Source organism: Victivallis vadensis (assembly GCF_003096415.1).
In the GTDB taxonomy this organism is placed as follows: Bacteria; Verrucomicrobiota; Lentisphaeria; order Victivallales; family Victivallaceae; genus Victivallis; species Victivallis vadensis.
Map to the genome: position 1 here is coordinate 288193 of NZ_QEKH01000001.1, position 22323 is coordinate 310515.

Below are 22323 nucleotides of genomic sequence, written 5' to 3' on the forward strand. Positions count from 1 at the left end.
GGAAAGCGGCGAGACATTTCAATAGCGCCAATACTCAAAGAGAATGGAAAAAATGAACACAGAAAGTTTTGAAACTGAATCACAACCCGTTTGCACCGACGAGGTCCTGACGCGGGATCTGCTGGCCCGGATTCCCGGGAAAGCGCGTCCGTATCTCACGCCGATGCTGACCCGGGCGATCGGAGACCTGAATACCGACAAGGATCTGGAAGAACAGTTCCGGGTTCTGCAGGATGTCTCGCAGCGCATTCTGAAACGGCACTCCTGCCCGGCCGCCGGAGACATCCGCAAGCTTCGGAAAGCCCTGGAAATTCCCCAGCGCATATTCGGCCAGTTCACGGGAGTATCCCGCACCTCCGTCTCCCACTGGGAAAACGAGAGGACCACCCCCTTCCCGCCCCAGCGGGCCTATATTCATGCGATCGCCGGGGACAGTGTGGAGGGGCTGGGCGCCATTGTCGCCTACCTGAAACAAAAACGCCGGAACAGCCCCGTCGGGCAATAGGACCGGCTCTGCCGTGTTTTCCCGGCCGATCCCGACCGGGAAAACGCGCCGGCTGTTCTACAGTTTCGGCTTGTCGGTCAGTTTGACGGAGTTCACGTCGAGCTGATGCAGCTCCAATACCACGATCTGGTTGCGCCCCTCCTTCAACACCGGAGCGGGGACGTACAGGGTTTTGCACGGACCGATGTTCCAGTAGCGGCCGAGATTGAAGCCATTGATCCAGACCACGCCCTTCACGCCCGGAATCCGTACGAAGGTGTCGGCTCCGGCCTCCGCCTCGAAATAACCGCGATGGAACGCCGGAACCTCTTTCGCATTGCGGTATTCACCGTATTCCACCTTGGAGATATCGTCGAGTTCGAGGTTCCAGATATCGAATTCGATCTGCGACTGCCAGCCGATGCAGACGCCGAGCGGCAGCCCTTTCTGGTCGCGCCCGACCAGCGGGCCGTAGTTGATGCGGCCGGTGTTTTCGACCAGCAAATCGAGCACCGCCGTCTCCTTTTTCAGCCGGAACGGAATCCGGCGGTTCGCGTCGTTACGGTAGACCGTCCCCAGATATTCGCCGTCCAGATAGGCGCTGACCCGGTCGCGCACCTCCGGGAAGTAGAGGTTTTCCTCCGCCGGGCCGTCGATCACGGTCCGGTAGTTGATGAAGCCGTAACTCTGGCCGCACGCCTCCATCGTCAGCGGTTTCAGCGCATGACGTCTGGCGGAAAGCCGGTCGAGCTGCCCGAAGAGCGGCGCGCTTTCGATGAACTTCACCCGTCCCGGAGATTGTTTGCGTCCGGGGCGCGGCGTGCCGAAGGCGGCATCCTTGCGGTATTTGCGGATCACCTCCTGAAACGCGAAAAATTTCGGCGTCGGATCACCCGATTCCGACAGCGGCGCGTCGTAGTCGTAGCTGGTCACGGTCGGGCCGTAATCCCCCGCTTCCGCACCGTTGCCGTTGGCTCCGGCCATAAAGCCGAAGTTGGTGCCGCCGTGGAACACGTAGAAGTTCACCGAAGCCCCGGCTTTGAGCATCGCATCCAGCTCTTTGGCCGCATCCTTTGCCGGGCGGGTATGGTGCTTCTCGCCCCAGTGATCGAACCAGCCGTTCCAGAATTCCATGCAGAAATCCGGCCCTTCCGGCCGGTATTCGCGCCCTTTGCGGAACGCCTCCTCCGAACGGCTGCCGAAATTCAAAGTCTGGTAACACTCCGGAATCGTGCCGCCGTGCAGCATCCAGTCGCAGGGGCCGTCGGAGGTGAAAAGCGGCACATCGATCCCGTTGCGCAGATAGACCTGCCGGATATGTTCCAGATAGTTCCTGTCCTTGCCGTAACTGCCGTATTCATTCTCAATCTGCATCATGACCACCGGCCCGCCCGCCGTATACAGATGCTTCTTCACCATCGGCAGCACCTTGTTCAGGTAGCGGTCGTTCGCTTCGAGGAACGCGGGGTTGGAGCAGCGGAAGTCGATCCCCGGCTCCACCGAAAGCCACGGCGGCAGGCCGCCGTTCTCCCACTCGGCGCAGATATACGGGCCGGGCCGGACGATCGCATACAGCCCGGCGCGGTGAATCTCATCGAGAAAACGTTCGAAGTCGAGCATGCCGGAAAAATCGAATTCCCCCTTGTGCGGTTCATGCAGATTGTGGCACAGATAGGTTTCGATCGCATTGAGCCCCATCATCTTCGCCTTTTCGATCCGGTCGCGCCACAGCTCGGGATGTACGCGAAAATAGTGGATCGTGCCGGAGATCATCTGCACCGGCTTGCCGTCGATCCGGATTGCCCCGCCGGAAACTTCAACTTTTCCCATCTTTCACTTCCTTTGCACTGAATTGCCTCCGGACGGAACGTCCGGAAAATATCGGATATCCCGCCGCGCCAGCTCCCGGCGCAGCAGCAGTTCCAGCGCCCGGCCCACTTTGGCCGCCGCCAGTTGTTCCCGCAGATAAGGGGCCGCATCCTTCAGCGGCACAAACCGCGCCGGAATCCGTTCGCGCACCATCAACAGCAGAAAGCGGTCCCCGGACTCCAACACCTCGCTGACGCCGCGCACCGGAATCTTCGCTCCGGAAATGCGGAAAAGCTCCATCACCGTTTCGGCGGAACTTTTCACTCCGTCCGGCGAAACCTCGGCGGCCACCCGGTCGAAGTTCTCCCCCTGCCGCAGCCGGGCGCGGGCGTCCTCGATTGTTTCGCGCGCATTATCGCGGCTCCGCTCGACCTCGATCACGCCGAGTTCCAGTTTTTCCGGCAGCAGGAAACGCTGCTGATCCAGCCGGTAGGCGTTTTCCACCTCCCGGTCGTCCACCTTGACCCAGTCGGGATAACACTGTTTGAAGTAGCGGTGCAGCGCCGCATTCAATTGGAATTGAGGCTCAGCCGCCAGTCTGGCGAATTCCGCCGGAGGAACTCCGGGAATGCCGCGCGGCAGCAGCGCATTCATCTCTTTGAGATAGGCCAGTGCGGAAGCCTCATCCGGCACGATCCGCTGCTCCGCCAGCAGCTGCCGGATGATGTCCAGATAGATTCTCTCTTCCACCGCCTGCCGCATCAGCCGGGCCAGCACGGCCCGGTCCGCGTTGGGCGGAGCCTGCCGCGAAAGCGTCAACTGCGCGGCCAGTTCATCCCGCCGGATCGGCACGGAGTCCACCGTGGCGACCACTTCCGGCAGAAAATCAAACGGGCCGGCAGCGGATTCCTCCGCTCCGGCCGCAACCAGCATGATACATGCCGACACGATGATTCCCGCAATTCGCATGAATGCGTCCCTGTCAACGCTCCGCGGGCCTGGCCGGCACCACCGGCTCGGCCACCGCGGCGGCCTGCTCCCGGGCGGCGGTCTCGGCGATCCGCTGCCGGTACATTTTAAAGTAGTTTTCCAGTTTCTCCGTCCGGTTGCTCGAAAGTCCGGTCGTCGCGGCGGTCAGTGCGGCGGTCATCGCCGACGAACTTTTCGCGCTCCGCATATTCGCGATCAGCATTTTCGCATGGCGGAGCTGGCGGAGCTGGCCGCGGAGCTGCGACAGCGTGCGGTTCAACGGATAGACCTTGAGTCCCTCCTCCACCACAGCAAGCGCCCCGGAGACATCGCCGGCATTGACCAGCTTCTGCGCCCGTTCGACATAGCTGTTGCTCTGCTGGATATTGACCAGCTTCGCAATATAGTCGTTCCCCGGATCCATCGCCAGCAGCTTCTGCCCCTGGCTGGTCGCGGAGACGGAGTCCCCGTTTTCCATGCTGCGGAAGAAGCGGTTGACCAGCTGGTTGCGCTCCGACGGCGGCGCCTGATGCTCTTCGCCGCACCCTGCCAGCAGCGCGCAGACGCCGAATCCGGCCGATATGATTGTGATAAAATTCTTTTTCATACTCATAATCAAATAAGATAGCGCAACTTTTCACTTTTTAAAGCGCCGGAAGTTTTTTATTGCGGGAAAAACACGCCTTTCACTCGCCGTTCGAGGAGATGATGGTCGGAATCTCAACCGTCTCGGGCGGAGAAATCCGGTCCGTCCGCCGGAGCTTCAGCAGCCGGCAGATTTCGGCGTTCAGCCTGATGCTGTCCACCGACGTCGTGGTGATCGCGGGGTGCCAGAAGCGCAGCTCGTCGAACTTCCCCTCCCCCGACACCATCACATCGCGCCCGACCTGCCGCCCTGTTTCCATCAGCACCAGAGCCGCGCCCTGTGCCATGATGTCATGATGGCACATCACCGCATCGACTTCGGGCAGTTCGTCGCGCACCGCCAGCATCATCTCCCGGGCCAGGTGGTATTCGCAGGCCATCGTGTAGAACCGCGGCTTTCCGGGACGCAGCACCCGGCCGGTTGCCTCCGGGTGCGCCGCCAGCGCCCGCTCGAAACCTGAAATCTTGGCTTCCGCGTCGAAGCCGAACCCCTCCGGACGGTTCTCTTTGATGTTGCAACTGGCCAGAAACAGGAAACGGCGCGCTCCGCGTGCGTAGAAGTGCTGAAAAATATTCTCCATCTGCCGCTCATTGCGCCAGAATACGAAGTCGAACTCATCCGGAATTCCGGCAAAACTGCCGTGGCGGCGCACCTCCGTATGCGGGTATACGTTGATCAGCGGCAGGTTGCGCCGCACCATCGTGTCGCACATCAGGCAGTTCAGCTGGCCGAAATTCACCACGGCCTCCACATCGATCAACCGCTCGTTCCACTCGCTGCGCGAATTTTCGTCATTGACCCGCAGGATCGCCAGCTCCCAATCCAGCTCCTGTTCGATCGCACTCTCCAGCTCCCGCAGGAACCGCTGCACCAGCGGGTTGCCGGCGGTGTGCAGGATCGGATTCATGCACTCCTCGCCGAACACGAAACCCAGTTTCGGGCGGCGGGGCACATTGCGCCGCATCAGGCTGCCGCCGATGTGCGGCCGGTAATTCAGTTCGCGCATCACCCGCAGAATCCGTTCGCGCGTTTCCGGGGAAATCGGAAACACCTCCGTGCTGTTGATCAGGTTTGAAACCGTCGTCGTCGACACATGCGCCTGTCTGGCAATGCTGTTGATGTTGATCGCCGTCCTGTCCGTCTTTCCGGCCATGAAACTCCCGCCTTCCTATGGAACTTATATTCTTTCGGATAGTATACTCCCTCCGGCCCGATAATGCAACATTCCGGCTGGAAAATTCCGTCATGATCCGGTATATTGTAACCAGAACCGCGGAGGCATGCATGAATTCTTATACGTCGATCGATCTCGCGACCTGGAAACGGCGCGGAACCTTTGAATATTACCGGACCTTCCAGAACCAGCTTTTCAACATCACGCTGGAATTTCCGGCCACGGAACTGTACCGGTACGCAAAACGGAACCGGCTCTCCTTCTTTTTGCTGACTTTGCACGCGATATTGCGCGCCGTCAACTCCGTGCCGCAATTCCGGCAACGGATCGTCGACGGCGGACAGGTGATCGAATTCGAACACGTCGCCGCCCTTACGCCGATCATGACCCCGGAGGAGGAATTCGTAATGGCGCTGACCGAATACGCCCCTTCGTTCGCGGAGTTCCGGGGACAGGCCGAAGCGGCGGTCGCCGCCGCAAAACGCGGCGAGTTCGATCCGTCCGTCCGGCAGCGGAACGACTTCATCTGCGCAAGCTGCGTGCCGTGGTACGGCTTCCGGTCGCTGACCCAGGCGGCGCTCACCCTCGACCAGAGCATCGTGATTCTCACGTGGGGGGAAATGGACGCTTCCGGCAATATTCCGTTGGCGTTGCAACTCAATCACGCGCTGGTCGACGGATTGCACGTCGGCAGATTTCACCGCGCTCTGACCGGTTTCCTGACCGCCCCCGCCTCCTTGTAAGAAAAATAAAAACGGCGGCATCCGTTGCAGACGCCGCCGTTTTGCGTTGAATCACTCGATTCAGGACGGAAATGCTCAGTCCTGAGCGTGACCGGCCGAGCCGAGCACTTCGATGTTCTTGCGCTTGTAAAGCTCCTTGAGCGCGGTACGGGCCGGGCCGAGGTACTTGCGCGGGTCGAATTCCGCCGGCTTCTCGTTGAAGACCTTGCGGATCGCAGCGGTCATCGCCAGACGGCCGTCGGAGTCGATGTTGATCTTGCAGACCGCGGACTTGGCGGCGGCGCGGAGCTGATCCTCGCCAATGCCGATCGCGTCCTTCAGCTTGCCGCCGTTCTCGTTGATGATCTTCACGAGATCCTGCGGAACGCTGGAGGAACCGTGCAGCACGATCGGGAATCCGGGGATGCGCTTTTCGATTTCAGCGAGGATGTCAAGACGGATTTTCGGATTCTCGCCCGGCTTGAACTTGAACGCGCCGTGGCTGGTGCCGATCGCGATCGCCAGCGAATCCACGCCGGTGCGCTTCACGAAGTCTTCCACCTCTTCCGGCTGGGTGTAGGTGTGGCTTTCGGCCTTCACATCGTCTTCGACGCCGGCCAGAACGCCGAGTTCGCCTTCGACGGTGACGCCGAACTGATGGGCGTATTCGACCACGCGGCGGGTTTCCTTGATGTTCTCTTCATAGGGCAGATGGGAGCCGTCGATCATCACCGAGCTGAAGCCGTTGTCGATGCAGCTCTTGCAGGTCTCGAAATCCGGGCCGTGATCGAGGTGCAGCACGATCGGAATACCCTTGCCGTCGGGAGAGATTTCCTTGGCGTACTGGACCGCGCCCTGCGCCATGTAGCGCAGCAGGGTCTGGTTCGCATACTCGCGGGCGCCCTTGGAAACCTGAAGGATCACCGGGGACTGGGTTTCGACGCAGGCCTGGAGAATCGCCTGCATCTGTTCCATGTTGTTGAAGTTGTACGCGGGGATCGCGTAGCCGCCCTTGATCGCCTTGGCGAACAATTCCTTGGTGTTCACAAGACCGAGATCTTTGTAGCTGGTAGCCATTGAAAGGACTCCTTGGTTGAATTTTGAGGTTTCAGGTATCCTGATTCTGTCCTATTAAAGTACCGCCGCTAAAAAAAAAATCAAGTCGAAAAACGTTTTTTTATGATTGCATAATCGCAAAAACGAGATTATAATAGTTACAGTGTTTGATTTTTCGCACCCCGAAACAATTCAAGGAAAGGCAGACAAGATGCGGAAGCTGTACCTCGCCCTTCTGGCCCTGGCGGCCGTGGTGATGCTTGGAGCATGCGGCTCGATAAGCTCCCCGGACAAAATGGCCGGCACCTTCACCGTACACAAGGTTTACGGTGACCACATGGTTCTTCAGTGTGACCGGCCGATCCGGATCAGCGGAACCGCCGCTCCCGGAGAATCCGTCAAGGTCACGATCGGAGACAACTCGGCCTATGCCACCGCCGGCGACGACGGCGAATGGACCGCCGAACTCCCCGCGATGAAGGCCGGTATGCAGCCTTATTCCGTGGTCGTCACCGGCAAGGAAGGCACTCCCGGCGTCAGCTTCGAGGATGTGCTGATCGGCGAAGTCTGGCTGGCGAGCGGCCAGTCCAACATGGAAATGCCGGTCTACAGCGGCAGGCAGTTCTGGAACTCCGCGAACGGCAAGGCGGAGGTCGCCGCCGCCGATCATCCGGGCATCCGCCTGTACAACACCAACCAGCGCCGTTCCGTTTCTCCGGGCGTGGAGCAAAAGGAGATCGCCGGTCCGGGCTGGGTAGTCTGCTCGCCCGAAACGGTCGGCCCCTTCAGCGCGCTCGGCTACTATTTCGCGCGCCAGCTGCACAAGGATCTGAACGTCCCGGTCGGCGTGATCAACTCCAGTTGGGGCGGCACGCCGATCCAGAGCTGGATCAGCGAAGCGGGCTACCGCTCCGCGAACCGCCCCGGCGAACTCGCCAAAATCGAAAGCTCCCGCAAACCAAGCAAGGAGCAGGAAGCGAAGATTGCGGCGCTGAAGAAAAAAGCGAAGATCGCTTTCGACGCCTGGGAAAAGCGGTTCTATGCGTTCGATCCGGCCGCGACGGCGGCGGCGCAGGCATGGAAAAATCCCGGATTTGACGACTCCGGCTGGCAGAGCGAGGAAGTGCCGAGTTCTCCTGCCGCCGATTTCGATGGGATTTTCTGGTATCGCCGCACCGTCACGATTCCGGCGGAGTGGGCCGGTAAGGAGCTGACGCTCTCCCTCGGCGCGATCGATGACTGCGACGAAACCTTTTTCAACGGCGAAAAGGTCGGCGCCACCGGCACTTCGACTCCGAACTACTGGAGTGTGCCGCGCGTCTACAAAATTCCGGGCAAGCTGGTCAAGGCCGGCGCCAACACCATCGCGGTGCGGGTGGCGGACATGTACTCCAACGGCGGCATGGCAGGACCGGAGCCGTTGTTCTATCTGCAGCTCGGCAATGACAAGAACGACCGCATCCGGCTGAACGGAGCATGGAAATACAAGGTCGAATTCAAAATCGACACGCAGAAACTCGGCACACGCCCGACTCCGCCGAATGATCTCTCTCTCACTCAGAATCACCCCTATTTCCCGGCCACACTCTACAACTCGATGATCGCGCCGTGGACGGTGTACCCGATTCGCGGAGTCATCTGGTATCAGGGCGAATCCAACGCCGGAGCCTATGAGGAGTATATGAAACTGCATCCGCTGCTGATTCAGGATTGGCGGAACAAGTGGAACAATCCGGAGATGCCGTTTCTGTTCATCCAGCTGGCCGCGTTCGAGCGCCACTCTCCCGCCAAGCCCGGACCGGCGGATTTCTGGAAAAACCGGCAGCCCTCCGACAGCAGCTGGCCGAAACTGCGCGAAGTGCAGACCGCGACGCTCGCCATCCCGAATACCGGCATGGCGGTCGCGATCGACGTCGGCAACCCGTTCGACATCCACCCGGCGGACAAGCAGACGCTCGGTTACCGGCTCGGCAAGGAAGCGGAGCGCATCTGCTACGGCTCCAGGGAAATCAGCGCCGGCCCGCTCTATGAGCGCATGACGGTCGAAGGCAATAAGGTGCGGCTGTTCTTCAAAAACACCGGCTCCGGTCTCGTGGCCAGAGACGGCGCGCCGACTTCATTCGCGATCGCGGGCAAGGACGGCAACTTCGTGTGGGCCGATGCGAAAATCGACGGCGACACGGTGCTGGTCTGGTCCGACAAGGTGAAGGAACCGGTCGAAGTACGCTATGCGTGGGCCGGTTATCCGGGCAACGCGAACCTGTACAACAAGGAAGGGTTCCCGGCCAGTCCGTTCCGGACCGCCAAGCCTGACTATCTGCTCAAATAACACAGGAAAAATTCCTGGCGGGAGCGGCAATCACCTCCGATGGCCGCTCCCGTTTTCAGTCCGGCAGGAAGCGCCGGACTCCTGAGGATCATCATGGAAGAAGCCATTGAAAAAATGCTGCATGGATTCCGGAGTTTCCGGGACACCTATTTTTCGGGAGACTCCGAGCTGTTCGACCAGTTGAAGCACGGGCAGCATCCCCGGAGTCTGATCATCGCCTGTTCCGACTCGCGCGTGGACCCCGCTTTGATCACGGAAAGCGATCCCGGAGACCTTTTCGTGATCCGCAACGTCGCGAACCTGGTCCCGCCGTATGAACCGGATACCCGCCATCACGGCGTCAGCGCCGCGCTGGAGTACGCGGTGAACGGCCTGCAGGTGGAACATATCATCATAATCGGACACTCCGACTGCGGCGGCATCCACGCCCTGATGGAGCGCACGCCGGAGAAGCCCGCCGGAGAATTTCTCGACGCCTGGCTCGACCTCGCCGAGCCGGCCAAACAGGCCGCGATGGTTTTAAGCAATGCTTCCTCCCACACCCGCCATCGCGCCTGCGAAGAAGCTTCACTCGTGCTGGGCCTGGAAAACCTGCTCACCTTTCCCTGGATCAAAGCGCGTGTGGATGCGGGCAAGCTCGCGCTGCACGCCTGGTATTTTCACATCGCGGCGGGACGGCTCTTCGGCTACGACCGCGCCAAAGGCGGTTTCACCGAATTTCACCCGTCGCTGCATCTTTCCCAATCAGAGGATCATCAACCATGACAGAACCGCTCTCCCCCGAAGAACTCGACGCGCTGCCTTTCGAGCAGGCGCTGGAAAAACTGGAAAACCTCGTCAGCCGCATGGAAACCGGCCGCCTGCCGCTTGAGGAGCTGATGACCGATTTCGAACTCGGCAGCCGACTGGTCAAGGCCTGCCGCGACAAACTCGACACACTGGAACGCAAAATCGAACTCCTGACCCGCGATGACGGCAAAGAGGGTGAATGGAGCGACTTTGAATCAGGCGTCCCCTCCCCCGCCCGCAATGCGCCGGCTTCCGACGACGCCCCGTTTTAATTCAGGAAAATCATCATGCTGTTATTGACGCAATTCAAACGGGAATTCGACATCATCGACATTCCGCAATCGACATACGACCGCATTACGGAACTGCAGGATCAGTTTTTCGCGTGGCGCGCCGACCGCTCCGCCGACCATCCCTACTGGGTGTGTGAAGGAGGCGGCGACTGCGACGACTGTTACCACGCCGATGCCTTCGTGAACTGGCTGAACGCATTTCCGTTACAGGAGAGCGAGGAGAAAGCCGACGTGGTCGCCGAACGCGTCACCGGAGACGACGGCAAGCTCCCGCTCCTGCGCTTCTATTGAACTCTCAAACCGGGATTTCGCCTTCGGCGACCAAGGCGCTTCGCCCTTGGAACCCGACCGGCAAGGTGCCGGTGCCGAATACTTGAGAGCCGGGAAAACCGTTCCGGTTTTCCCTCCGAGGGGGAGGGAGACTCTACTGTGGACAGGCAGGCGAGTACCTGAGCGGCACACCGCTCCGGTCGGCACAAAGCCTGCTTTTTTGCAGGCTTTAGGCACTCCCTGCGCCTGCTGCCGCCGGAGGTCACGCGCGGAACGGCCAGATGCTGACCGGGTAATAGAAAGATACCCTGATGGAGGCTGATAAGAATTTATCTGCCGATATATGCAAAGCGAGGTCAGGCAACAATGCAATTGTCATATCACAGGCAAGCATATCTTTGAATACGAGCCTTACTGAACCTTAGCCTGTATGAAAAAGCAGAGGAGAGTTCAGCCTCCATGAGTGTAATTTCACATCATCCGGTCAGCATCTGGAGGTTCCGAGCGTGACCTCCGGCGGCAGCAGGCGTAGGGAGTGCCCGGCGTCGGCAAAAAAGCCGACGCGGTCGCCGACCGGAGCGGTGTGCCGCTCCTGTACGCTCCATGCCTGTCTCTACCGGAGCCTCCCCCTCCCGGAGGGAAAACCGGAACGGTTTTCCCGGCTCTAAGTACCCGGCGCCGGCACCTTGCCGGTCGGGTTCCAAGGGCGAAGCGCCTTGGTCGCTCCAAAAGGAGCGAAATCCCCGTTCGGAAACTTGCACATGGCGTTATTGAATAATCCTATCTTGCAGGTGTTCAGTATAACACAACCCGGTCCTTTTCCAATCGGCCGGGAAGCGAAAACGTCCTGCCGTCCACCCAGCTCCGGGCGTTTCCGCCGAAGAAATCCGTGAAGTCCGCCGGTTCAGCGATATCCGCGATAACCGTCTTTCCCTGCCGCAGCGCCGAAACCAATGCAGCTTCGCCGCCTGCGGCGGTGAATACCGGTTTGCCGCCGCAGGAAAATTCACGGCCGTACACGGTGAAGCCGGTCAGCTGTTTCCGGGAATCCGTTTCCACCACCTGAAAGAAACCGGGTTCGGGAGCCTGAACCACGCATTCCGTGCTCCCTGCGGAAAGAACCATGCGGTCAACGGAAGCCGGAGCATAACCGACGGTCACATTCCGATCCTTGGTTTTCCAGGAAATCCGCATCACGCCGTCTTTTTCGGCGAACTTCACATCGGAGGCCTCGCCTTCCGGGGAAAACACCAGCACCGCCAGTCGTGGGGCCGTGAATTCCGCCTGAATCCGGCGCAGGAGCGGCAGCTTCACTTTGGCGCTGCCGACTGTGAGTTCCGCCTTGAAAAAAGGCTCCCAACGCTCCTTGTCCAGTGAAAATGCAACTCCGCTCCCGGCAATGGACAGCTTACGCTCCGGCCCTCCGGCCAGCGGCGGCTGAATCACGGTAATACTCCCCTTGCCACTTTCCATCCGCTTGAGCGGCAAGGTGAAATCATAGGAAAGCCCCCGCAGGGAATCCGGCGATTGAAATGCGGCCACCAGTACGCTGCCGACTGTCGCAAAGGTCTGCTTCACGGTAACCGGCGCGGTCCGCCCCTTTCCCGGCATCACCTGCGTTAACTGGTATTCGCTCGCCGCAGCGCCGGAGTACAGCGTCCGGTGGACAAGTTGCGGGTAACGGCTGGAATCGGCGCTGTTCAGCCGGGGCGCGCCGAGCTGCCCGTCCGGAATCAGATAGAGGTGACTCCGATAGCCGAGATAGCGCAGTCCGCCCGGATTCGGAGTGAACGGCAGATGCTCCGCGCCGAACTTGCTTTTGACCTGAACCGGGTTCAGGCGGCTGTAGTCGCCGAAAATCGCGGTCGCGCCGTTGCCGTATCCGGTCAGGTAACCCTTCTCCATTCCGGTATGCCAGTCGCGGTTTTCATCGCGCCGCATGATCTGACAGGCGAGGCTGCCAACCGAAAAGTGTTCCGGGCGCGGCGGAATCGCGGCCAGCGCATCCACATTCTGATAGACGCCGCTGAAAAAGGAGAGCGACGCCGGATCATGCAGCCACCAGCGGGTCGGCAGCCCCTTCTCCGCCACCCGGGTAAGCTGTCCGGCCGCCTCCGCCGCGACCAGGCCGTTCGGAACCCGGTTCAGCAGGCCGGAGGAAAAAGTGGTTCCCTCCGGCTTGATCCAGCTGGTGGAACGGGCGTTTTCGATTCCGAAACCGTTGCCGACCGGATTGTTCATCGCCAGCTCGGCCAACTGTTTCTTCTCATCGCGGGAAAGATCGTCCCACAGGATATCGGCGGCCCCGGCGAAAGCGGGTTCGCCGACCGACTGGTAGCCGACATCCACGCCGCCCTCGATCCAAAAGCTCTGCTGCACCTTGGCCAGCACCTGCCGGAACTTCTTCAGCGCCTCCTGACGAATTTCCGGCGCCTTCAGCTCCTCCGAAATCAGGGCCAGCGTAAAAGCGGCGAACGCATCCTGATTGTTCGCCCGCAGGTCGTCGTCGTTGACCAGCGCGGTGGTGTAGGTCGGCAAATACGCGGCGATTCCGGCCAGTTTTTTGTGAAAATCCTCACGTACCTCCGGCGGAATCACCGCGCCGGCATCCCGCAGAGAAAGCGCCAGAGCCAGCGCGATCGAGGTGTTCATCAGAAAGTCGTAATCGGTATGATAGAGCCGTTTGTCCCTGCGCCAGAAGCGCCGGGTCATGGTTTCATACTCCTTCAGTGCCCGTTCGAGGCTTTCCTGGTTGCCGTTGAGCCGGGCGTCCATGAAGTTCCAGTAAATCATCGCGAAATCGTGGCTGCTGCGCCCCTTGAGCACCTTGTCGGCGTCGGTCCAGGGAAGGTCGCCGAAATGGTCCCCCTGCCAGTACGCCCTGCTCTGTTCGGCCCCTTTCGCCGCCAGCTTGCCGAATTCCGCCCGGTAGTCCTGCGCCGCCAAAGCGAATGCCATTCCGGCGGCCAACGCGGTCAATGCTGTTTTCATCGGTACTCTCCCCTTATTTGAGCTTCATGTTGATTTTATTGTCGATATCGTTGAGATCGTCCAAAGCGATCCGTTTCGCGGAAAAGTCGCCGCGAAGCGAATTCACCGCCGCATTGCCGTGCCATGAGGGCAACGGAAACTTCGCATCGTCTCCATGGCATACCAGCGCCATATTGTAATTGTCGGTAATCAGAACGGCATTGGATTTGATTTTCGCGTTGTATTTATAGAAATACTTTTCCGGATTATCCCCCGTTGCGCCGATGCCGCCGTTATAAGGGAAGATATCGACGTGCGCGCCGTAGCTTCCCTGTGTCGTGGAACCGCTGTCGAATACGCCCGGCCGGTAAGGCACCGGATCGCGGGGACATTGCAGTAGAATGGAAATGCGTCCGTTGCGCAGTTCCTTCTTGCCGAGGTAGGTGCTGACCGGCACCGGCCAGTTTTCCTTCATCGCCTCTCCGCCAACCTCCGGACGGATATACCATTGCCGGAATGACGGCAGCCAGTCGTGGTTGTCCTGCATATAAGAGTACACCCCCTGCCCGATCTGCTTCAGGTTGGCAATACACTTCATGTCTTGTGCCGCCGCCCGCGCCTTATTCAGCGCCGGCAGCAGCATCGCCGCCAATATCGCAATAATCGCAATCACTACTAGCAGCTCAATCAGCGTAAAATTGTAGCGGGATAGTCTCCGACGGAGGATTTCGCTCCTGCCGGAGCGACCAGCGCTTTCGCCGCTGGACCACGACCGGCAAGGCACCGGTGCCGGGACGGTCGACAAGCAGTGCCGCAGTCGCTCAGCGGAAGAAGAAAATTCCGGCTTGCCGCTTGCAGAGCAATCGCAATTCAGTTCTTTCATTTTTCACTTTCTCCCTGTTTCAAATAGATGATTCAAAAACAAACTGAAATCTTAGCGGATCTGCCTGAAATCGATTTCTCCCGGTTGTTCAAACGATTTCAGGAATGTCCACCGGGTCACCGATTAGATCGGGGCCCGGTGTCCGATGCCATTTATCAGTGCACTTCGACCTGTTCCGGCCCGACCAGATAGAGCAGTTCGGGGGAAGCGGCGTACTCTCCGGCGGGAACGCTTTTCGCTTCACCGAGATGGTTCAGCGCCTGCGCTTTGCCGGTGATCCGCAGTGATATTTTCTGCACGGATTCCGCAGTCCACACCGCCCATACCTTCACCTTGTCCGGCCGGGTCCACCCCGCCAGATAGACCTTGCCGTGCGTCGAAATCACCGGGACGGTCGAACCGGCAGGACACATCGAAGTCAGCGTTTTGTAAGCCAGGAACGCGGGTTTCGGAGAAAAATCGGCGTGGACGATGCCGAAATGGTGTTCGCGCTCGTCCGGTTTCCACTCTCCGGCCCGGAAGTTGTACCAGAAGACCCGCTGCACGCCGTTCGCCAGCGCGATCAGGTAGGTGCGCGGCAGCATCTCCGCCTGACGCTTTTCGGTGGTGGAGTCGATCACGCCCAGCCCGGAGTAGACGATGATGTTGCCCGTGAGATCGCTGTTGAATTTGTAAAGGCCGCATACCGTTCCCTTGTAATCATCGGTTCCGGCTTCGATCACCGGGATGAACTCGTCTCCTTTTTTCAGGTTGGCGGCGGTCAGAAAGCGACCGGTCGGCTTGAAGTCGACCTTGAACTTCCCGGCGAAGCGGGGAGCGGCCTTCTGCCACTTTTCCTGTGACGGAACCGCCTTGTTGACCCACCACGTTTCCCAGCCGATATGCAGGTCCTTCAGGTATTTGTCATTGACCTGAACCAATTTGCCGCCGCCCTTGCCGTCCATCTGGAAATCGTGGTAGAACGGCAGCCCGGAGGGAAGCACCAGCGTCCCGCCGCGCTTCACGTAAGCGACCACATCCGGCAGATAAGCCATCGGGAACTCCTCGGAGGTAGAGGGAACCAGCACCGGATACTTCTTCACATCCAGCGACTTCAGGTCGGCCAGCCGGATGCGGTCCACCTTGCGGAACATGCCGAGATTGAAATCGGCGTTGAAATTCGGAGCCTCAAAGAAGCCCAGTTCGGGATCGTTCACAATCGCAACCATGCTGTCGGCCGGTTTCACCCCGGCTTCAGCCAGAACCGACGGCAGCACATCCAGATAAAAACGCGGCGGCTGCGCGGTGGCCCAGCCCACCTCGGTAATCCAGACCGGCTTTTCGCCGACGCCGTACTTCCGCATCAGCGCGCGCAGGCTGGAAAGGTCGGAGAACATCATCTCCGGCACTCCCCGCCAGTGGTACGGATGGATGTTCATCACATCGAAATAGTTTCCGGCCCCCGCCTTCAGCGAGGCTTCGATGAACGGCAGCGGCACTCCCGCCGTGCCACCGTACAGCACGGTGATTTCCGGGTTGATCGCCTTGATCTCCCGGTAGGTGCGTTCGAGCAGCTTGGCATAGTTTTCGCCGCTGGAAGCGTCATGCCAGAAGGAGGGGGAATTCTGTTCGTTCCAGACCTCCCAGTAACGCAGCAGCGGATAACGGTTCACAAGGTTGCGCACATAACCGCTCCACAGATCGAGGTGTTTCCACGCCGGAGTCGCCCACGGCACGTCATAGTCGAGGATCGGCAGCACGTTGATCTTCTCTTTTTTCGCCAGCTCAATCACCCGGTCGAGGTGGCTGTAATTCCAGCTGCCCTGCTTCGGCTCCGAATATTTCCAGTCGAAATCGGTGCGGACCCAGTTGATGCCCGCCTCGTGCATTTTCTGAAAAGTCTGCGGCGCGAACTGCCACTCGCCGCGGCTCACATGCGCACAGACTCCATACGGGTCCTGAATCACCGCCGGAGCGGCGGACAGCGACAGCCCCGCGGCCGCAGCCGCCAGACAACTCCACGTTTTTTTCATCTTCTCTTCTCCCTGTGGTTGGATGAATCAGTCGACATCCTGACTGATGGTGACGGGCACAAGCGCCTGTGAAAGCATATAACGGAAATTGAACGGGCACTGATTCAGCTCCTGCCGGTTCATCGATTCGGCATGGCCGTCCGCCGCGCCGACAGTGGCCCGCTCATCATGTGCCAGATGGAGTCCGACCACCTGGCTGTCCAGCGGATTGGAAGGAGAAAAGGACCAGCAGGACTGCCCTTTTTCATTTCCGGTGGAAGCGGCGGTGTCTCCGGCCAGAAAAGTACCGCTTGGCCGTTTCATTCGATGCAGAGCAAAAAACATATTGTCATTACTATCTATCGTATGAAAATAAGAACCGAGGCGATTGCGTTTTTTCATATTGGAGTCATGATATTGAGTATCGTTGCGACCTTTGACAAAACCATACACTCCCCATAACAAATTATCGGAACTCGCCTTCTGGTTTTCAGGTTTGCCGGGACAACGGAGAGTTTTCAGAGAAATATAACCATTGCCTTTCTGAAGTGTTGTAGTCCGAGTATTCTCACGAGTTAATAATGCCGTCCAAGGCTCATAGTTTTTCTCCTCATATTTAGCAACCGTGACCATATACCCGTTACTGTCTTCTGCATAAAGTATCTGCGCTTTCATCACCTGCCCCACGTTGGAGAGGCAGGTCGTCTTCTGCGCCGCCGCGCGAGCCTTGTTCAAAGCGGGCATCAGCATTGCCGCGAGAATCGCGATGATCGCTATAATAGGGATAGTATAACAAATAAATTTTTCATCACATCTTACTTATTATCAACACATATACTCTATTTGCCTTCATGTAGAATTATAATTTTGTCTGACTGATCATTTTTAATGATTTGAGCTCAGTTTACCTTCTACATTCATTGATACGTCACCAAAATTGCAGAAAATTGCAGAAACCATTTCTACATTATATTTATGTTGTAACTTCTGATAATAAAAGGATTTAACTTAATTTTCTTTGAGCAGAGTTCTCTAGTAATAATTAAAAAAACAGGGGGGCTGCCTTTTTCCGTCCATAGGAATTATGATGATGAAAGAGACAACGGTATTTATGGATGTATGTCATATTGGTGGCTGATGCATGGAGCATCAACCGGCTACTCTTCCCGCCAGTCCCGGCAGGAGTCGCCGGGAACGGGGCGGCCGGGGATGCGTTCCCGGCGCGGTTTGAAATCCCGGGTTCGCATCATTTCGTCCAGCAGCTCCACCGCCCGGGCGCACAGCGGAACCATCGCCTGTTCCAAGCGGTCGAATTGCAGCGGCAGGGAGGCGAAGGTCTCCCCGAGGTCAAAACTGGTGACACTCAGATCATCCGGTATGGAGAGCTTGCAGAAGGCGGCTTTCTGTATCAGGTTGCTTAAAAACGCACTGTTCGTCGCAAAAAAGGCGGTCGGCCGCCGGGGCGACAGCAGAAGCGCGACCACATCCGTGGAAATCCGGCAGTCAAAACCGTCGTAGATGATGTCGTACTGCGGTTCGTAAGGCAAACCGGCCTCGTCCAGTGCCGCCTTGAAACCGGCAATACGTTCCTGCTGGTCCTGACAGGTCCGGAAATCATTTCCGTAGATCGCGCCGATCCGCCGATGGCCGTGCCGGATCAGCATGGCCGTCGCTTCGCGGCTCGATTCGAAACACTCGTTGCCCACGAAGGAAAGCGAAGGCTCGCCGACTTCGCGGTTGATCTGCATCACCGGGACGGTTCGGCTCCATTCCAGCAGCAGCCGCTTCAAGGCCCCGGAAACCAGAGTCGGCATGTAGAGCACGCCGTCCGGCTCATCCTCCAGAACTCCCCTTACGACTTCGGTTTCCTGTTCCGCGGAAAGGCCGTAGATGGCCAGCTGCATGCGCATATTCAGTTTTTCCAGCGCCTCATAACAGGCGAAGATGATCTTCCGGAACAACGGTTCGTCCTGGCCGGGCAGAACCAGCACGACGGTCCGCGAAGCGTTTCCGCAACCCGGCGCGGTACGATACAACCCCTTGTTCCGGACGCTTTCGATCACTCCCTCTTCCACCAGCATCTTCAATGCCGTATTCAGCGTGGCGAGACTGACCCGGTATTCTTTCTGCAGCGAACGGACCGAGTCGAGACGCGTTCCCGGCAGAAACGGTTCGAAGCGCCGCAGCAGCTGGTCATGCAGTTTACGGTATTTGGCCTGTTTGTCCATATATCCCATGATTCGATTCAGAAAGAGAACTGTTTCGCTGCGCAATATATCCCGGACGGCCGCAAAAGTCAACCTTTTTTACGGCCGCCGAAGCGAAAAATCAGCAATCCGCCAATTCGTAAAGCGAAAAAGCATAGGCGTCATGTTCGGAGAATACCGTCCGTTCGTTCTCCGGCCGGAACTCTCCGGAACCGAGCAGTTTCTTCCGCACTTTCATTCCCGCCGGATCGAATGCGCAGCTCTGCTGCTCCGCGCCATGCCGGTAAACTCCGAGCCAGCCGCGCGCCCCCTCCGGTTCACGCGCCAGGACCGCGCTCCAGTTTCCCTTGCGGGGAACTTCACCGATCGGAAGTACGAGACAATTTTTCCATTGTTCCCGCAAGGCTGCCGTCTGTTCAAAAAAGGTTTTCAGTTCGGCACGCCGTTGCGGAGACGTATCCGCCAGAAGTCCCCAGTACAGCGGAGTGGCGAAAACCGTGGTCCCGGCGATATAGTTGACGGAATATTCCGCCGCCTGGGGCATCATTTCCAGTTCAATGCGGTGAGCCGGGACGAATTGAGCGGTCTGATGGAAATTTCCCAGCGCCATATACGGGTGATAGTAGCGGTGATCCGGATAATTCCGGTCGCGGTTTTCAAGGAAAAGCCGGCCGAAGTCCAATCCGAAATCGAAACCGGGCCGGTTGCGGCGCGTGATATCCATGGAAATCACAAGCCCCGGAATCTCCTGCTGCAATTCCTCCAGCAATCGCCGGTATGCTTCGTAGTGAAGCTGGGCGTCGCCGCGCTGCGTATTGAATGCGGTCAACTGGTAAAGATCGAATTTGAAACGGCGAATGCCGAACTCCCGGTAGTAGCCGGTGAATTTATCCTTCATGAACCTGAAACATTCCGGTTCCAGCAGTTCCACCGGGCTGTAGCTGCGTTCGGCTCCGGCTCCGCCCTGCAGTTCCGTCTGCTGGAAGTCGTTGGTGCGCGCCAGCCAGTTCCACTTCGGCGGATCGAGCATGAAATCCCGTTCTTCGGTACCGTCCCACAGCAGCATTTTCGGATGCCGGATATCGAGTCCGAGCGGATTGGCCCATAAACCGAGTTCGACTCCCAGTTCTGCGGCTCTGGCGGCAAGGGCGGTAAACCGGGCCGGGAATTTTTTCGTATCGATCTCCCCCATGAATTCGCTGAAGTAACCGTCGTCGATGAATACCGTGGATACGCCGGATTCCGCCGCCAGCTCCAGCTCGCGCATGATGACCGGCTCCGTCACGTCCAGATGCAGGGCCGGCCAGGAGTTTGCCAGAACCTCCATGCGGTCAAGCCTGCCGTATCGTTCACGCTGGTAACGCTGCAGCCCGAAGTCGTCCCGCAACCCGACGACAACGCCGTAAGCGCGGCGTTTTTCACCGCGCCGCAGGTTGTCGAAGCCAAGCCCGACCATTTCAAGGCGGCCCTCTCCGGGAATCCACAGAAAGTCATATTCTCCTTTGATCGGCCGCGAATCCGGCATCGGCGCTTCCTTGTAGATGAAGAGCCGGTCCGTCAGGAAATAGCCGCCGACATTTTTCCCGGGCCGGGCCTGACGGCGGAGCAGACGGTGGTTGGAGTGGTCGGTGCTGCTGAAAAAATCGACGCATTCCGCCTGTCCCGCTTCCGTTTCGAGAACAAGATTGAGCAGCGTAGAGTAATACATCGCCGCATGATCGTTTTCGGTCGAAAAAACATCATAATACCGGAAGGCTCCGGCCGTCCGGTAAAAAAACAGATGCCGTTCCAACCGGATATCGCCGACCCGGTAATTCAGCAGAATTTCATTGTTCTGTTCTTCCATGCCGAGAAAGCTGATTTCGTCCAGGAGCTTCCGGTCCGCCGTGATTTCCTGCGGCCCGGAACCGCACAAATTCAAGCCGCTGCGGCGATCCCGAAATTTTTTCAGCGTGAAGAACGGTTCCGGCGCGATTTCAATCTCAATCCGATCATTCTGATAATGCAAGGTTTCCATGTCAATTTCCCGTTGGGTTGTTATTCTCCGGCGTTCCGCCCGTCCACGACGCGGCCGTCGTCCGCCATATCGCGTTTCATGGTGGAAAGCGTCCGGAACAGTTCAAAGGTATCCGCGATTCCGCCCCACAGAAACCAGATTGTGGTGCCGATGCCGAGGACGAATCCGAACATCACATAAAACTTCCAGAATTCCAGCCAGGCAATATCCGGCAGCCGGAAAAAGAGCTGCGCCGCCGTGCCGCCGATGAAGATCAGAAACCACAGCAGCGTCCACGCCATGCTGGCAAAGAAAATCACCTTGTCGCCGAAGGTGAACTCATCGGTCAGGCCGAGCGCCCGCAACAGGCGGCCGAGCGGCTTCTGCTGGACAACCACATGTTCATGGGTCTTGTCGTAAACTCCGCGATGCAGCATTTGCTCCAGATTGAATCCGGGCAGATGACGGATTTTCTTGTCGATATATGAAACGCCGAAATAAAGAAGGAATCCGATCAACGTCGCATAGAACGCAACATACTGTCCGTTGAGCGGGAAACGTTCAAGGTTGTCTCCCACCCAGCTCCAGCCGGTCATCCGGTAGAAACTTTCAGAGATATGCGGCCACGCCTGCTGCAGCAGGATGCCGCCCACGGAAAGCCCGGAACCGGCGATCATCGCCACCCACGCCCCCGCCGCAGTTCCCATGCGCGTATAAAGGCCGCCGATGATCACGGCTCCCGCGCCGCCGGTGAAGATGGCGCCGGTAATCTGGAAAAACAGGAAAATGTATTCGGTCTGCTTGAACAGATAACTGAAGAAGAAGGCGAAAACGCCGACAAACACGATCGACAGCCGCAGGAGCAGGATATGCTGCTTCTCCGTGAACGGCTTCTTGCGGAAGGGCAGGATCACATCCTGAATCAGGATGCTGCCCCAACTGTGCAGATAGGAGTCGTCCGTACTGAGCATCGCGGCGAACATGACCGCGGCGAAAACTCCGACCAGCCCGACCGGCAGAACCTGTGTAAGAAAGAGCGGCACCCTGGCCTGTACCGCATTCTGGCCGCCGAGCAGCGCCAGCTCCCCGTTCAGCTCCGCAGCCTGTGCGGCGAAGTCCGGGTGGTGAAAAAACGTAAACGCGCAGATCGGAATGAAGATCATCAGTGCGACCTGAACCAGTTGCCGCCAGGTTCCGAGAAAACGCGACATCTTCGCCTCGTGGGCGCTTTTGGCGGCGGCGTTGTATTGGCTGCCGCCCTGCCATGCGCCCTGCGTCATCAGCATGATCGCGATTCCGACCAGAAAATACCAGATGTTGAAATCCTCTATCCGGCTTGTATTGTACGGGTTGAATAAAGACTGCCCCGGGTTGGCCGATTCAAAATCTCTCAGCGCCTCGAAGATCACGTCCCAGCGGAAAATCGAAACCATATAAACCATGATCGCCAGAAAGGCGATATTGCAGAACTGCCCCTGGATGAAGTCGGTCAGCATGATTGCGATCTGACCGCCGAAGATGGCAAAGACGACGCCGAGCCCGATGGCAAAACCAAGCAGACACGGATAGGTGCTGAAGTCGAAGTTGATGCCGGCGATCCGGAAGGTTTCCGGCAGCTTGCAGAAATGAATGAAGAATTTGATAATGTCCCAAATTTTGTGATGGGATGTGTTGTTTGACAAGGTTGCATCTGCCTTTTATTTTGAGTAACTCAAAATCTCAACATAAAGGGAAT

At 58.4% G+C, this 22323-nt stretch carries 18 protein-coding genes; 6 read left to right on the plus strand and 12 right to left on the minus strand.

Going from position 1 to position 22323, the window contains the following annotated elements:
- Nucleotides 1-52: 52 nt before the first annotated feature.
- Nucleotides 53-505 (plus strand): helix-turn-helix domain-containing protein, encoded by a 453-nt coding sequence (locus C8D82_RS01235; protein ID WP_165832754.1) that lies wholly within the window; start codon nt 53-55, stop codon nt 503-505.
- A gap of 57 nt (nt 506-562) precedes the next feature.
- Here the strand turns inward: C8D82_RS01235 and C8D82_RS01240 are convergent, their stop codons facing one another.
- The 4 genes from C8D82_RS01240 to C8D82_RS01255 all read right to left on the minus strand — a co-directional run bounded on the left by C8D82_RS01240 (nt 563) and on the right by C8D82_RS01255 (nt 5061).
- Nucleotides 563-2314, minus strand: coding sequence for a glycoside hydrolase family 35 protein (locus C8D82_RS01240; protein WP_116882440.1), 1752 nt, complete (start codon nt 2312-2314; stop codon nt 563-565).
- Between the two features lie 3 nt (nt 2315-2317).
- Nucleotides 2318-3262 (minus strand): peptidylprolyl isomerase, encoded by a 945-nt coding sequence (locus C8D82_RS01245; protein ID WP_116882441.1) that lies wholly within the window; start codon nt 3260-3262, stop codon nt 2318-2320.
- Between the two features lie 13 nt (nt 3263-3275).
- On the minus strand, nt 3276-3869 hold the full coding sequence (locus tag C8D82_RS01250) for a hypothetical protein (RefSeq protein ID WP_116882442.1): 594 nt from the start codon (nt 3867-3869) through the stop codon (nt 3276-3278).
- Between the two features lie 79 nt (nt 3870-3948).
- Nucleotides 3949-5061 carry a LacI family DNA-binding transcriptional regulator gene (locus C8D82_RS01255; protein ID WP_116882443.1) on the minus strand — a complete coding sequence of 371 codons (1113 nt, stop codon included), beginning with the start codon at nt 5059-5061 and terminating at the stop codon, nt 3949-3951.
- A 131-nt stretch (nt 5062-5192) separates the two neighbouring features.
- On the opposite strand from C8D82_RS01255, the gene C8D82_RS01260 reads away from it, so the two are divergent.
- A complete protein-coding gene (locus C8D82_RS01260) occupies nt 5193-5825 on the plus strand; it encodes a CatA-like O-acetyltransferase (protein ID WP_165832755.1) in 633 nt (210 codons plus the stop codon).
- A gap of 75 nt (nt 5826-5900) precedes the next feature.
- Here the strand turns inward: C8D82_RS01260 and C8D82_RS01265 are convergent, their stop codons facing one another.
- Nucleotides 5901-6881, minus strand: a complete 981-nt coding sequence (locus C8D82_RS01265) for a class II fructose-bisphosphate aldolase (RefSeq protein ID WP_116882445.1) — start codon at nt 6879-6881, stop codon at nt 5901-5903.
- A 190-nt stretch (nt 6882-7071) separates the two neighbouring features.
- Here C8D82_RS01265 and C8D82_RS01270 point away from each other — a divergent pair, with 190 nt between their 5' ends.
- From C8D82_RS01270 to C8D82_RS01285, 4 genes are all read left to right on the plus strand, one after another.
- A complete protein-coding gene (locus C8D82_RS01270) occupies nt 7072-9189 on the plus strand; it encodes a sialate O-acetylesterase (protein ID WP_116882446.1) in 2118 nt (705 codons plus the stop codon).
- A gap of 93 nt (nt 9190-9282) precedes the next feature.
- The gene (locus C8D82_RS01275; RefSeq protein ID WP_187144132.1) at nt 9283-9954 is read left to right on the plus strand and encodes a carbonic anhydrase; all 672 of its coding nucleotides are present in this window, start codon (nt 9283-9285) and stop codon (nt 9952-9954) included.
- On the plus strand, nt 9951-10250 hold the full coding sequence (gene xseB, locus C8D82_RS01280) for an exodeoxyribonuclease VII small subunit (protein WP_116882447.1): 300 nt from the start codon (nt 9951-9953) through the stop codon (nt 10248-10250). Before C8D82_RS01275 ends, xseB begins: the two co-directional genes overlap by 4 nt.
- Nucleotides 10251-10265: 15 nt before the next feature.
- Nucleotides 10266-10562: a hypothetical protein gene (locus tag C8D82_RS01285; RefSeq protein ID WP_116882448.1), complete on the plus strand. Its 297-nt coding sequence runs from the start codon at nt 10266-10268 to the stop codon at nt 10560-10562.
- A gap of 774 nt (nt 10563-11336) precedes the next feature.
- Here the strand turns inward: C8D82_RS01285 and C8D82_RS01290 are convergent.
- The 7 genes from C8D82_RS01290 to C8D82_RS01320 all read right to left on the minus strand — a co-directional run bounded on the left by C8D82_RS01290 (nt 11337) and on the right by C8D82_RS01320 (nt 22270).
- Entirely contained in the window at nt 11337-13532 is a 2196-nt protein-coding gene (locus C8D82_RS01290) for a hypothetical protein (protein ID WP_116882449.1), read from the minus strand.
- A 13-nt stretch (nt 13533-13545) separates the two neighbouring features.
- Nucleotides 13546-14394, minus strand: a complete 849-nt coding sequence (locus tag C8D82_RS01295) for a prepilin-type N-terminal cleavage/methylation domain-containing protein (protein ID WP_116882450.1) — start codon at nt 14392-14394, stop codon at nt 13546-13548.
- Between the two features lie 155 nt (nt 14395-14549).
- The gene (locus tag C8D82_RS01300) at nt 14550-16406 is read right to left on the minus strand and encodes a beta-galactosidase (protein ID WP_116882451.1); all 1857 of its coding nucleotides are present in this window, start codon (nt 16404-16406) and stop codon (nt 14550-14552) included.
- Between the two features lie 27 nt (nt 16407-16433).
- Entirely contained in the window at nt 16434-17129 is a 696-nt protein-coding gene (locus C8D82_RS20505) for a hypothetical protein (protein WP_133245006.1), read from the minus strand.
- Nucleotides 17130-17542: 413 nt separating this feature from the next.
- Nucleotides 17543-18622: a substrate-binding domain-containing protein gene (locus C8D82_RS01310; protein ID WP_116882453.1), complete on the minus strand. Its 1080-nt coding sequence runs from the start codon at nt 18620-18622 to the stop codon at nt 17543-17545.
- 91 nt (nt 18623-18713) lie between these two features.
- Entirely contained in the window at nt 18714-20609 is a 1896-nt protein-coding gene (locus C8D82_RS01315) for an alpha-amylase family protein (protein WP_116882454.1), read from the minus strand.
- Between the two features lie 20 nt (nt 20610-20629).
- The gene (locus C8D82_RS01320) at nt 20630-22270 is read right to left on the minus strand and encodes a sodium:solute symporter family transporter (RefSeq protein ID WP_116882455.1); all 1641 of its coding nucleotides are present in this window, start codon (nt 22268-22270) and stop codon (nt 20630-20632) included.
- Nucleotides 22271-22323: the final 53 nt, after the last annotated feature.

Excerpts from the sequence above, each read along its gene's own strand:
- C8D82_RS01250 (WP_116882442.1), bottom strand. The coding sequence starts at position 3,869 with ATGAAAAAGAATTTTATCACAATCATATCGGCCGGATTCGGCGTCTGC.
- C8D82_RS01290 (WP_116882449.1), bottom strand. The coding sequence starts at position 13,532 with ATGAAAACAGCATTGACCGCGTTGGCCGCCGGAATGGCATTCGCTTTG.
- C8D82_RS01300 (WP_116882451.1), bottom strand. The coding sequence starts at position 16,406 with ATGAAAAAAACGTGGAGTTGTCTGGCGGCTGCGGCCGCGGGGCTGTCG.
- C8D82_RS01285 (WP_116882448.1), top strand. The coding sequence starts at position 10,266 with ATGCTGTTATTGACGCAATTCAAACGGGAATTCGACATCATCGACATT.
- C8D82_RS01310 (WP_116882453.1), bottom strand. The coding sequence starts at position 18,622 with ATGGGATATATGGACAAACAGGCCAAATACCGTAAACTGCATGACCAG.
- C8D82_RS01235 (WP_165832754.1), top strand. The coding sequence starts at position 53 with ATGAACACAGAAAGTTTTGAAACTGAATCACAACCCGTTTGCACCGAC.
- C8D82_RS01315 (WP_116882454.1), bottom strand. The coding sequence starts at position 20,609 with ATGGAAACCTTGCATTATCAGAATGATCGGATTGAGATTGAAATCGCG.
- C8D82_RS01265 (WP_116882445.1), bottom strand. The coding sequence starts at position 6,881 with ATGGCTACCAGCTACAAAGATCTCGGTCTTGTGAACACCAAGGAATTG.
- C8D82_RS01295 (WP_116882450.1), bottom strand. The coding sequence starts at position 14,394 with ATGAAAGAACTGAATTGCGATTGCTCTGCAAGCGGCAAGCCGGAATTT.
- C8D82_RS01270 (WP_116882446.1), top strand. The coding sequence starts at position 7,072 with ATGCGGAAGCTGTACCTCGCCCTTCTGGCCCTGGCGGCCGTGGTGATG.
- C8D82_RS01240 (WP_116882440.1), bottom strand. The coding sequence starts at position 2,314 with ATGGGAAAAGTTGAAGTTTCCGGCGGGGCAATCCGGATCGACGGCAAG.
- C8D82_RS20505 (WP_133245006.1), bottom strand. The coding sequence starts at position 17,129 with ATGCCCGCTTTGAACAAGGCTCGCGCGGCGGCGCAGAAGACGACCTGC.
- C8D82_RS01275 (WP_187144132.1), top strand. The coding sequence starts at position 9,283 with ATGGAAGAAGCCATTGAAAAAATGCTGCATGGATTCCGGAGTTTCCGG.
- C8D82_RS01255 (WP_116882443.1), bottom strand. The coding sequence starts at position 5,061 with ATGGCCGGAAAGACGGACAGGACGGCGATCAACATCAACAGCATTGCC.
- C8D82_RS01260 (WP_165832755.1), top strand. The coding sequence starts at position 5,193 with ATGAATTCTTATACGTCGATCGATCTCGCGACCTGGAAACGGCGCGGA.
- C8D82_RS01245 (WP_116882441.1), bottom strand. The coding sequence starts at position 3,262 with ATGCGAATTGCGGGAATCATCGTGTCGGCATGTATCATGCTGGTTGCG.
- xseB (WP_116882447.1), top strand. The coding sequence starts at position 9,951 with ATGACAGAACCGCTCTCCCCCGAAGAACTCGACGCGCTGCCTTTCGAG.